This window comes from Rhodopseudomonas sp. B29, from assembly GCF_000333455.1.
Classification (GTDB): Bacteria; Pseudomonadota; Alphaproteobacteria; order Rhizobiales; family Xanthobacteraceae; genus Rhodopseudomonas.
This window is the reverse complement of record NZ_BADD01000540.1, coordinates 1-11809: the sequence shown is the minus strand read 5'-3', so window position 1 is coordinate 11809 and position 11809 is coordinate 1. Positions and strand designations below refer to the sequence as shown.

Here is an 11809-nt window from a genome sequence, read left to right as displayed (position 1 = left end):
TGGTGACGAACGCCGAACTCGCCACCATGGCCAACGGGACCACGAAAGTGCCGCACCACGGCCGGCACCGGCGCCCCGGAGGATTGCAACGCGGCGCAGATGCGCTCGCTGTTGTCGCTGGTCGTCGGCGCCAATGTTCAAGCCTGGGATGCCGATCTCGACGCCTTCGCGCTCAAGACCGCGCCGACCGGCGCCGTGGTCGGCACCACGGACAGCCAGACGCTCATCGGAAAGACCTTCAACTGCGCGAACAACACCTGCACGGTTCGGATCGGGTCCGACGTCACAGGCCTCGGCACGGGCATTGCCGCGGCGCTGGCGATCAACACCGGCAGCGCTGGCGCTCCGGTGCTGTACAACGGCGCCGGCGGTACGCCGTCCAGCCTCACCCTGACCAATGCGACCGGGCTTCCAATCTCCGGTCTCGCCGGTCTCGGCACGGGCGTCGGCACGTGGCTGGCGACGCCGTCCAGCGCCAATCTCGCGGCAGCGCTGACCGATGAGACCGGCACGGGCGCGGCGGTGTTCGCTAATTCCCCGGCCTTCACCGGGACGCCGACCGTACCGACCGCAGCGCCCGGTACCAACACGACGCAGGTAGCCAGCACCGCTTTCGTCACTTCCGCTGTAGCCGCCTCGACGGCGGGCGTATCGCAGCTCAACGGACAGACCGGAGCGGTGGTGCTCAGCACACCGCCTCAGGGGCGGCTTACGCTGGCGAGCGGAACGCCGGTGATGACGTCGTCGCAGGCGGCGAAGACGACGATCTATTACACGCCGTATCTAGGCAACATGGTGCCGCTCTACGACGGCTCCAACATGGTGCCGACGGCGTTCTCAGAGATCTCGGTCGCGACGACGGACACCACGAAGAACCCCGCCGCGATCGGAGCCAGTAAGATCAACGATTGGTTCGTCTGGAACGACGGCGGCACGCTGCGGCTGTCTCACGGCCCGGACTGGACCAACGACACGACGCGCTCAGCTGGCACCGCGCTGGTTCGCGTCAACGGTATCTATCTCAACAACGCATCGATCACCAACGGCCCTGCGGCGCAGCGAGGCACCTATGTTGGTACAACGCGAAGCGACGCGTCGGCCTATCTCGATTACATCCCCGGCTCGTCGGCTGCGGGCGGTGGCGCCGCGGTTTACAACGTCTGGAATGCATACAATCGGGTTCTGGTCGTTGCGGATGTTAACGACAGCACCAGTTCGTGGACTACTGGCAGTAGCACGACACCAAATTCGCTTAACGGTTCTACCAACAATCGCGTCAGTTTCGTTTCGGGTCTCGCCGAGGACGGGATCACGGTGTCGATGTCAGCATACACGGTCCCGGCTTCAGCAATCGGATCATACGGCGGGTTCGGCTTCGTGATGGATGGCACGTCGTCCAACGACAAGGCGGCGTCCTCAGGCAGCGTCAGCACATTTGGAAATCCGGGAACGATCTCTTGCGTCGGCGGCTACGCACCGCAGATCGGATTCCATTACATCCAGATGATGCAAAACAGCGACGGAACTAACAGCACGACGATCCTCGGTGCGGCGAACATGAGCTTCGCAGCAACGCTGCGGATGTAGAATAGGAGAATGACCATGCAGCTTGGTAACAGCTTAGTTCGCGGGTTGACTGGCTTTTCTGATCCGGCAGTGCCGGGTTGGCAGTTGAAGCTGAAAGCGAAGGCGGTTGACTTACTCAATCCTATTACCAACTAGGTTATCAGAGCTCGTGACGTCCCCGAGACGGTTTGCTGGCTGCCTAGCGCGGGTTCGGAGCCGGCGTGAGAGTGATGCCGTCGGGGTGCTGGCAGAACTTCTCGTGACAGGGCTGGGAGCATGAAGTTTCAGCGGCGACAGCGGCGACGGTTCCGAGCGTCACGGCGGCAATCACCGGCACCTTGCGGAAGAAGTTGAAAGTCAGCTTGGCGATGTCCGACGGCGAAAGCGGTTCTTCGAACTGGTGCATGGCAGCCCTCTGCGCTGCCCGGCTGGTGCCGGGTGGTTGACATCAGCAGCAGAGTTTGCTGACCCCGTTATTTCGTCCACGCGGTTCATGAGGCCGCGCTTCTACTAGACCTTATTACCGGGCCACCCGACATAAGAGCCGGTAACCTCTGCTGCCTTCGATCGCGTTAACAGGTGTCACGCCGCCAACGCGGGCAGAACCCTATTCGCACAACGATGCCGCGTAAAGAGTCCCATTGCCCGCGCCGGGGCAATGATGGGCGTCAAATTCCCTTCCGGCGCCGCTCAACCAAGGATTCCACACCATGACCATCGCCGCCCTCGTGGCCGGCGGTCCCCTGCGCATGGGCGCGCAAGGAGAGGCCGTCCGTCAGCTTCAGCTCGCGCTCAAGGCAATCGGCTACGCGCTGACCGGAACCGGATACTTCGGCCCGGCGACGGACACTGCCGTCGAGACCTTCCAGCGCCGCGCCGGGCTCAAGGTTGACGGTGAGGTCGGCCCGCAGACCGCGTCCGCGCTCGATCGCGCTCAGACCGCCCCTGCGGTGGTCCAGCAAGCCACCCCGGTTGAGGTCGGACGTCCGCTGTGGCTGGAAGCGGGGATCAAGCTGATCAACGTCAAGGAAGCCCCCGGCGCCACCGACAACCCCGAGATTCTCGATTGGGCGAAGGAAGAGGGCGGCGACATCGCCCGCGAGTACAAGCACGACTCGATTGCCTGGTGTGCGCTGTTCGCCAACCACATCCTGACGAAGGTCGGATTGAAGGGCACCGAGACGCTATGGGCGCTCGACTTCGCCGGTCACTGGCCCGCGGTGAAGCTGCCCGGCCCGGCTGTCGGAGCGTTCGCGCCGATGAAGCGCACCGGCGGCGGCCACATCATCTGCATCGTCGGCCGCGATCAGCACGGCAACGTCATGGGGCTCGGCGGCAACCAGGGCGACAAGGTTTCCATCGCGCCGTTCCCGCAGAGCCGGCTCAATCAAGGCTTCTGGTGGCCGAAGGACGTTCCTCTGCCGCTGCAAATCGGCTTCGCCTCGCTGCCCCTGGTGCGCAGCGACGGCCGAGTCTCGAGCAACGAGGCCTGATAGATGAAGGGCGAGAACCAGGCCATTCGCGAAGCAACCGGCGCGTTCTGCCGGTCCATTCTAGATTCGATCCTTCCGGCTGTTCGTACTGCTGCGCGATTCCACGGCTACGCCGTCACGGTACACGGAAGCCTCAAGCGCGACATCGACCTTGTCGCCATCGCATGGACTGATCAGGCGGTCCCCGCCGAATATCTTGCAGAGGTTGTGTGCGGGGCCATCTCCGGCGTCCTCGGAAACTGTATCCGCCAGAGTGAAAAGCTCACGCCAAAGCCGCACGGGCGCGTGGCCTGCACGCTGATTCATCCCGGGTTTGTCGGTGAGATCGACCTAAGCATCATCGGTCCGCGTACCAGTTCCGAGGCCTGACCCATTCCCGCGCGCCGGCGGGCCTCCGGCGCTTCCTCGAAGGACAACATCCATGCACATCTCTGACGCCAATCTCGGGCGGCTGATCGGCCTTGCCGCGGTCGCTGTGTTCGTTCCCGTCGTCGCCCTCGCTGCCGATGGCAGCGTCACCATCCCCTACGGCCAGATCGTGAGCGACTGGCTGCCGTTCGTCGCCTCTGGGCTCGCCGCGCTGGTGGCGTGGGGCTTCCGCCAGCTGCCCGGCAACGTCGCTGCGATCCTCGGCAATGGCCGCGTCGAGCTGCTGCTCAACAACGCGATCGGATATGGCCTCAACGCCGTGGCCGGCGCGACCAAAGGCAAGACGCTGGACGTCGCCGTCGGCAACAAGGTGCTGGCGGAGGCGCTGCAATATGCGATCGACAACGCGCCGGCATGGCTGCTGAGCTGGGCCGGTGGTCCGGAAGGGCTGGCCAAGAAGATCTGGGGCCGGCTCGATCTCGCGCCCGAGGCCGATGCCAGCGCGGTGAAGATCGCCGCCAGCCTCATCACCACCAAGCCGTAGCCCATGGGCTCGCTGTTCGCGGGGGCGGCCGGCGCCGCCCTCCTGAAGGTCCTGGCGCCGATCATCGAGGCGCTCCTCAACGGCATCGGCCGGTCGTTCAACGACTGGCTGGCCCAGAAGCGCGCCGAGCAAGCCCAGCGCGAGCTGGGCGCGGCACAGACCACATCCACCATCAACAAGGAGAGCGCCGATGCGGAGCGTCGTGCAAGCGAGGTTGCGGTCAATCGTCCTGATGTCGGCGCTGTCGTTGCCGGCATGGAGCGTGGCGACGCCTTCTGATGCGATGGGCTCGTTTCCGCACGATGCGCCTGAGGTGGTGGTGCAGACGAAATGCCCTCCGCTTCGGAGCTATGCGCCGGCGACGGTGAAGAAGGCCGGCGGCGAGCTGCGCAAGCTTCTCTCCGCCGATCCGGGCGCGGCGGCGCCATCGATGATCGCTGACTACAAGCTATTGCGGGACCAGTGCCGCGCCTATGGGAAGTGAGCAATGGAATCCGTCTCCTGGTCGACGATCGGCGTGGCCGCAGGGCTCATCGGCCTGTCACTCACATTCGCGGGGTTCTGGATGAGAATCGCTGGGCAGATGAGTGACGCAAAGGCAAGAGCCGATGCAGCGATGGAAGAGGCGAAGAGTTCGGGCCTGCGCGCTGTGCAGGCGAACCTCAAGATTGACGCTCTGCAAACCGAGCTGTCGACCTTCCAGCGCTACGCCGAGAAGGAGTTCGCCAACCACGACGACCTAAAGCAGCTCGCCAACCACAACGACTCCCAGTTCTCCGACATGAAGAACGACCTGCGCGGTATCACCCAGCGGCTCGACAAGTTGCTCGAGCGCGGGTTCCCGCCGGTGAGCGCGTGATGGCTCCCAGATGCTGAAGCTGCTGTTCTCCGCCGCAGTGACCGCCGTCGCCCTGGTGGGCCTTGTGGTCGCGATCGTCGCTTGGGCGTGGACGGCCTGCAAGATCGGGCGAGCGCGCCGATAGCCTTTCATCACCAGCGCATAATTCAGCACCGCTGCCCGAAAGGGTGGCGGGGCCTTTTTGCGTTTCTGGACTAGAACATGACGGGAACATCGCTGTGTCAGCCATGTGTCACAGCAACCCGATGTTCTATGCGCGTTCACTGTCGATCAGGCATGAACACGCATGGACCGAAAGTCTCACAATCTAGGTTCTTGCGGTTTTGCTAGGCTTCCTGTACGCCCAGAGGCGGGAAACCTCTCCCCACCGAGAGGCAGCTATCTGGAAGGATAGACTATGACTGTAGCGAAGCCCGCTTCGCGGCCCAATGCGCCGCAATTCTCCTCCGGCCCCTGCGCCAAGCGCCCCGGCTGGTCCCCCGAAAATCTCAAGGACGCCCCGCTCGGCCGCTCGCATCGCGCGAAGGTCGGCAAGGCCAAGCTCAAGCTCGCCATCGACCTGACGCGCGAAGTCCTTGAAGTGCCGGCGGACTACAAGATCGGCATCGTTCCTGCGTCCGATACCGGCGCCGTCGAGATGGCGCTGTGGTCGATGCTCGGGCCGCGTCCCGTCACCACGCTCGCCTGGGAATCGTTCGGCGACGGCTGGGTCGGCGACGTCACCAAGGAGCTGAAGCTCCCGAACGTCACCAAGCTCAAGGCTGGTTACGGCGAAATTCCCGACCTCTCGAAGGTCGATTGCAACACCGACGTCGTGTTCACCTGGAACGGCACCACCTCGGGCGTGCGCGTTCCGAACGCCGACTGGATCGCGGCCGACCGTGAAGGCCTGACGATCTGCGACGCCACCTCGGCCGCCTTCGCGCAGCCGCTGGATTGGCCGAAGCTCGATGTCGTCACCTTCTCCTGGCAGAAGGCGCTCGGCGGCGAAGCCGCGCACGGCATGCTGATCCTCTCGCCGCGCGCCGTGGCCCGCCTCGAGAGCTACACGCCAAGCTGGCCGATGCCGAAGATCTTCCGCCTCACCAAGGGCGGCAAGCTGATAGAGGGCATCTTCCAGGGCGAGACCATCAACACCCCGTCGATGCTGTGCGTCGAGGACTACATCGACGCGCTCAACTGGGCTAAGTCGGTGGGCGGCCTCAAGGGCCTGATCGCCCGCGCCGACGCCAACACCAAGGTGCTGACCGACTGGCAGGCCAAGGCCAAGTGGGCCGACTTCCTGGCCGCCGATCCGGCGATCCGCTCCAACACCTCGGTCTGCCTCAAGGTGGTGGACCCGGCGATTACTTCGCTGCCCGCCGAAGCTCAGGCCGACTTCGCCAAGAAGCTGGTCGCGGTCGTCGAGAAGGAAGGTGCCGGCTACGATCTCGGCGCCTATCGCGACGCCCCCGCCGGTCTGCGCATCTGGTGCGGCGCCACGGTGGAGGCGAACGACGTCAAGCTGCTGACGCAGTGGCTCGACTACGCGTTCGAGACCACCAAGGCCTCGCTGTCGCAGGCGGCGTAAGCGTCGACCTTTCGTCTGATCGTCTTCGTCTCATCGTCATGGCCGGGCTTGACCCGGCCATCCATCCTTGAAGATGGACCCGCGGGTCAAGCCCGCGGGTGACGTCGGCAAATGCATCATTCAGCAACGGATCCCATCCCATGACCGCTCCCAAAGTCCTCATTTCCGACGCGCTGTCGGAAGCCGCCGTGCAGATCTTCAAGGATCGCGGCATCGACGTCGATTTCCAGCCGGCGCTGGGTAAAGACAAAGAGAAGCTCGCCGAGATCATCGGCAATTACGACGGCCTCGCGATCCGCTCCGCCACCAAGGCGACCGCGAAGATCCTGGAGAAGGCGTCGAAGCTCAAGGTGATCGGCCGCGCCGGCATCGGCGTCGACAACGTCGAGATTCCCGCGGCGACCGCCAAGGGCATCATCGTGATGAACACCCCGTTCGGCAATTCGATCACCACCGCCGAACACGCCATCACCATGATGCTGTCGCTGGCCCGCGAGATTCCCGCCGCCGACGCCTCGACCCAGGCCGGCAAGTGGGAGAAGAACCGCTTCATGGGCGTCGAGATCACCGCCAAGACGCTCGGCGTGATCGGCTGCGGCAACATCGGCTCGATCGTCGCCGACCGTGCGCTCGGCCTGAAGATGAAGGTGATCGCGTTCGATCCGTTCCTGTCGCCGGAGCGCGCCAAGGATCTGGGTGTCGAGAAGGTCGAGCTCGAAGACATCTTCAAGCGCGCCGACTTCATCACCTTGCACACCCCGCTGACCGAGAAGACCAAGAACATCATCGACGCGGCTGCCATTGCGAAGATGAAGAAGGGCGTGCGTATCATCAATTGCGCCCGCGGCGGTCTGGTCGACGAGGCCGCGCTCGCCGAAGCGCTCAAGTCCAAGCACGTCGCCGGCGCGGCGTTCGACGTGTTCTCCGAAGAGCCGGCGACCAGCAACGTGCTGTTCGGCCTGCCCAACGTGATCTGCACCCCGCATCTCGGCGCCTCGACGACCGAAGCGCAGGAGAACGTCGCGCTGCAGGTCGCCGAGCAGATGAGCGACTACCTGCTCAGCGGCGCCATCACCAACGCGGTCAACTTCCCGTCGATCACCGCCGAAGAAGCGCCGAAGCTGAAGCCGTTCATCGAACTCGCCGAAAAGCTCGGCTCGTTCGCCGGCCAGCTCACCGAGACCGGCATCACCAAAGTGACGATCACTTACGAGGGTGAAGTCGCCGAGATGAAGATCAAGGCGCTGACCTCCGCGGTGCTGTCGGGCCTGCTGCGGCCGATGCTGGGCGACATCAACGTCGTCTCGGCGCCGGTGATCGCCAAGGAGCGCGGCATGGTGGTTGACGAAGTCGTCCGCGCCGCCGAGAGCGACTACGAGAGCCTGATCACCCTGACGGTGACCACCGAGCAGCAGGAGCGTTCGGTGTCCGGCACCGTCTATGCCGACGGCAAGCCGCGCCTGGTCGACATCAAGGGCATCCGCGTCGACGCCGAGTTCGGCAAGTCGATGATCTACGTCACCAACGAGGACAAGCCGGGCTTCATCGGCAAGTTCGCCAGCCTGCTCGGCGACGCCAAGGTCAACATCGCGACCTTCAACCTCGGCCGCCACAGCGAAGGCGGCGATGCCATCGCGCTGGTGACGATCGACGGCCCGGCCCCTGCCGACGTCATCGCCAAGGTCCAGGCGCTGCCGCAAGTGAAGCAGGCCAAGGCGCTGGCGTTCTAAGGCTTTGGCGTTCTGAGGCGCTCACGTTCCACAACGAGTGGTTGATCAATCTCTCCTCCGGCAACGGGGGAGGGATTTTTCATGACCGCCCAATGGTCAAATGCGCAATTAGGCCGAAGGGTACGGTGCAGTAACCTCCCGGGAACATATCTCCGGTAGTCATACGAAGTCCCTCGCGCGCATCGCGTGTTCATCACCCGGGAGGCTTCGTTGAAACTGAGCAATCTTCGCATCACCCCCAAGCTCGGCCTGCTGGTCGCCGGCACGCTCCTGGGTCTGTGCGTCGCCGGCTTGTTTGCCGGCTACATGATGAAGCGCGAGATGCTCACTGCCCGGATCGAGCAGGCCAAGGCGATCTCCGAGATGGGCCGCAATCTGGCGCTGGGCCTGCAGAAGCAGGTCGAAGCCGGCGCGCTCACCAAGGACGCTGCGCTGGCGCAATTTGCCCGCGACGCCAGCGCTCTGACCTACGACAACGGCCAGGGCTATCTGTTCGCCTACACCAACGACGGTGTCACCGTCGCCACGCCGGACAAGAAGGCGATCGGCACCAATCGCATCGACGTTCCGACCAACAACCGTTTCCTGGTCCGCGAACTGCGCGACGGCGTTCTCAACGGCGGCAACGTCACTTTGTACTACGACTTCCGCCGGCCGAACTCGGAAGAGAACATCCGCAAGATGTCCTATGCGGTGGCCATCCCCGGCTGGAACATGTTCGTCGGCACCGGCGCGTATCTCGACGACATCGACGCCAAGCTGATGCCGATCTTCTGGGCGCTCGGAGTCTCGATCGTCGTGATCGCGCTGGCGTCCAGCCTGTTCGCCTGGCTGATCAGCCGCTCGATTACCCGCCCGCTCGGCGCGCTCGGTTCGCGCATGCAGACTCTCGCCAAAGGCGAACTCGAAGCGCCGATCCCCGGCGTCGAACGCAGCGACGAAGTCGGCGAGATGGCGCAGACCGTCCAGGTGTTCAAGGACAACGCGGTGCGGATCCGCGGCCTCGAGCAGCAAGAGCATGAGGTGCAGCAGCGCACCGCTGCCGAGCGCAAGGCGCTGATGCAGCAGATTGCCGACGAGTTCGAACGCAGCGTCAATGGTGTCGTGCGCAGCGTCGCCGACGCGACGCGGCACATGCAGGCAACCGCGCAGTCGATGACGGCGACCGCCAGCGACGCCAGCTCGCGCGCCGCCGCCGTCGGCAACGCGTCCGACTCGTCCGCCTCGATGGTCAACACTGTGGCTTCGGCCTCGGAAGAACTCTCGGCCTCGGTCGGCGAGATTTCGCGTCAGGTCGAACAGTCGCGCGAGATCGCCGGCAAGGCCGTGAGCGACGCCGGCCACACCAACGAGACCGTCAAGCAGCTGTCGATCGGCGCCGAGAAGATCGGCGAAGTGGTGCAGCTGATCCACTCGATCGCGTCGCAGACCAACCTGCTGGCGCTGAACGCCACCATCGAAGCGGCCCGCGCCGGGGAGTCGGGACGCGGCTTCGCCGTCGTTGCGTCGGAAGTGAAGGCACTGGCGAGCCAGACCGCCAAGGCGACCGAGGAAATCTCGGCGCAAGTTTCGGCGATGCAGTCGTCGACCTCGATGGCGGTGCAGTCGATCGCCGGTATCACCAGCACGATCGGCGAGATCAACAACATCACCATGGCGATCGCCAGCGCGGTGCAGCAGCAGGGCGCCGCGACGCGCGACATCGCCCGCAACATCCAGGCGGTGGCGGCCGGCTCCTCCGAGATCGGCGGTCACATCGGCGGCGTCAGCGCCGCCGCGTCGGCCACCGGCGACGCCGCCGCGCAAGTGCTGTCACACGCGCGCGCGCTCGACGGTCAGTCCGGCGCGCTGCAGGCCGCAGTCGATGACTTTCTCGGCAAGGTGAGGGCGGCGTGAGGAAATAACTGGCGTTGTTCGAAGAGGCTTCGGGCGGATATCGCCCGGAGCCTCCTTAATCTTCTGATTGCCAGAGAGGCTTTTCCACTCTTACCGGCGTCATCCTGAGGTGCCCGCTGGGCCGCGCTCAGCGCGGCGCGGCGGGCCTCGAAGGATGGGCCGCACGTGCCTTGTCCGCATCCTTCGAGGCGCGCTACGCGCGCACCTCAGGATGACGGCGCTGCGACTGAGGATGCTCCCTCGCTTCAATCACATGAGGACAGTGCTTCATGCCGCAGCCCTAACGACTTAGATACTTCGGTACGTTATTACTTCGGTCAGTTCATTGTTATTATGGCCGGAGTTCCATCCGTGAAATTCAGCAGTCTTCGCGTCACCCCCAAGCTTTGCATTCTGGTCGCCGTCACCATCCTGGGGCTGGCGGGCTCCGGCTTCTTTGCTGCGTCGATCGTCAAGCAGCAGATGCTCGAAGCGCGGATCGATCAGGTCAAGGCGTTCGTCGACAGCGGCGTCAACATGGCGAAGGGCCTGCAGAAGCAGGTCGCTGCCGGCGAACTCACCAAGGACGCGGCGATCGACGAATTCCGCAAGCGGATCGAAACGCTGACATACGACAACGGCACCGGCTATTCGTTCGTCTACACGATGGACGGCACGGTGGTGACGCTGCCTGGATTCCAGCGCGGCACCAACCGGCTCAACATTCCGGTCAACGGCCGGTTCGTCACGCGCGAGCTGCGCGACGGCGTCGCCGCCAAGGGCAGCACCCTGGCGTTCTACGACTTCCAGCGGCCGGATACCAAGGAGATGGCCCACAAGGTCGGCTACGCCGCCGCCATTCCGGGCTGGGACATGTTCATCGGCTCCGGCGCTTACCTCGACGATATCGACGCCAAGCTGCGGCCGATCCTGTGGGGCCTCGCCGCCGCCATCGTCGGCATCGGCGCATTCTCCACGCTGGTGGCCTGGTTGATCGGCCGATCGATCACCCGTCCGCTCGGCGCCCTCGGCAAACGGATGCAGACGCTCGCCGAAGGTCAGCTCGAAGCGCCGATCCCCGGCGTCGAGCGCGGCGACGAAGTCGGCGAGATGGCCCAGACGGTCCAGGTGTTCAAGGACAATGCGGTTCGCATCCGCGGTCTCGAACAGCAGGAGCATGAAGTCCAGCAGCGCACCGCGGCCGAGCGCAAGGCGCTGATGCAGCAGATCGCCGACGAATTCGAACGCAGCGTCAAGGGCGTGGTGAGTAGCGTCGCCGACGCGACACGCCAGATGCAGGCCACCGCGCAATCGATGACCACCATGGCGTCCGACGCCAGTACGCGTGCCGCCGCGGTCGGCGCCGCGTCCGACTCCTCGGCCTCGATGGTCGGCACTGTCGCGTCTGCCTCGGAAGAACTTTCCGCCAGCGTCGCCGAGATTTCGCGCCAGGTCGATCAGTCGCGCCAGATTGCCGCCAAGGCGGTGGATGATGCCGAACACACCAATGAGACCGTCCGGCAACTGTCGACCGGCGCCGAGAAGATCGGCGAGGTCGTGCAACTGATTCATTCGATCGCTTCGCAGACGAATTTGCTGGCGCTCAATGCCACCATCGAAGCTGCGCGCGCCGGTGAGTCCGGTCGCGGCTTTGCTGTGGTCGCGAGCGAGGTCAAGGCGCTGGCCAGCCAGACTGCCAAAGCCACCGAAGAGATCTCGGCACAGGTTTCGGCGATGCAGTCTTCGACCTCGACCGCGGTGCAGTCGATCGCCGGCATCACCGGCACGATCGGCGACATCAAC

Annotated in this window: 13 protein-coding genes; 12 read left to right on the top strand and 1 reads right to left on the bottom strand. The window is 64.6% G+C overall.

Translation table 11 applies throughout. The annotated features are described in order from the left end of the window. The first annotated feature begins 99 nt into the window (after positions 1–99). On the top strand, positions 100–1587 hold the full coding sequence (locus tag I5M_RS33175; protein WP_022722864.1) for a hypothetical protein: 1488 nt from the start codon (positions 100–102) through the stop codon (positions 1585–1587). 9 nt (positions 1588–1596) lie between these two features. After that, a complete protein-coding gene (locus tag I5M_RS34105; protein WP_283804876.1) occupies positions 1597–1722 on the top strand; it encodes a hypothetical protein in 126 nt (41 codons plus the stop codon). 43 nt (positions 1723–1765) lie between these two features. On the opposite strand, the gene I5M_RS19110 is transcribed toward I5M_RS34105, so the two are convergent. Next, positions 1766–1972: a hypothetical protein gene (locus I5M_RS19110; protein WP_022722863.1), complete on the bottom strand. Its 207-nt coding sequence runs from the start codon at positions 1970–1972 to the stop codon at positions 1766–1768. Positions 1973–2276: 304 nt separating this feature from the next. Here I5M_RS19110 and I5M_RS30985 point away from each other — a divergent pair, with 304 nt between their 5' ends. From I5M_RS30985 to I5M_RS19055, 10 genes are all read left to right on the top strand, one after another. Beyond that, positions 2277–3059, top strand: a complete 783-nt coding sequence (locus tag I5M_RS30985; RefSeq protein ID WP_022722862.1) for a TIGR02594 family protein — start codon at positions 2277–2279, stop codon at positions 3057–3059. 3 nt (positions 3060–3062) lie between these two features. Further along, entirely contained in the window at positions 3063–3428 is a 366-nt protein-coding gene (locus tag I5M_RS19100) for a hypothetical protein (protein ID WP_022722861.1), read from the top strand. A gap of 52 nt (positions 3429–3480) precedes the next feature. Beyond that, a complete protein-coding gene (locus tag I5M_RS19095; protein WP_022722860.1) occupies positions 3481–3972 on the top strand; it encodes a hypothetical protein in 492 nt (163 codons plus the stop codon). A 3-nt stretch (positions 3973–3975) separates the two neighbouring features. Next, entirely contained in the window at positions 3976–4251 is a 276-nt protein-coding gene (locus tag I5M_RS19090; RefSeq protein ID WP_022722859.1) for a hypothetical protein, read from the top strand. After that, entirely contained in the window at positions 4235–4456 is a 222-nt protein-coding gene (locus tag I5M_RS19085; RefSeq protein WP_159104008.1) for a hypothetical protein, read from the top strand. The genes I5M_RS19090 and I5M_RS19085 overlap by 17 nt, the downstream gene beginning before the upstream one ends. Before the next feature lie 3 nt (positions 4457–4459). Next, on the top strand, positions 4460–4831 hold the full coding sequence (locus tag I5M_RS19080; protein ID WP_022722857.1) for a hypothetical protein: 372 nt from the start codon (positions 4460–4462) through the stop codon (positions 4829–4831). Positions 4832–5228: 397 nt separating this feature from the next. Next, positions 5229–6401, top strand: a complete 1173-nt coding sequence (locus tag I5M_RS19070) for a phosphoserine transaminase (protein ID WP_022722855.1) — start codon at positions 5229–5231, stop codon at positions 6399–6401. A gap of 140 nt (positions 6402–6541) precedes the next feature. Further along, positions 6542–8131, top strand: a complete 1590-nt coding sequence (serA, locus tag I5M_RS19065) for a phosphoglycerate dehydrogenase (protein WP_022722854.1) — start codon at positions 6542–6544, stop codon at positions 8129–8131. A gap of 210 nt (positions 8132–8341) precedes the next feature. Beyond that, positions 8342–10027 (top strand): methyl-accepting chemotaxis protein, encoded by a 1686-nt coding sequence (locus I5M_RS19060; RefSeq protein WP_031337040.1) that lies wholly within the window; start codon positions 8342–8344, stop codon positions 10025–10027. Positions 10028–10378: 351 nt separating this feature from the next. Beyond that, positions 10379–11809: methyl-accepting chemotaxis protein (locus tag I5M_RS19055; protein ID WP_022722852.1), on the top strand; the 1431-nt coding region annotated here is incomplete at its 3' end.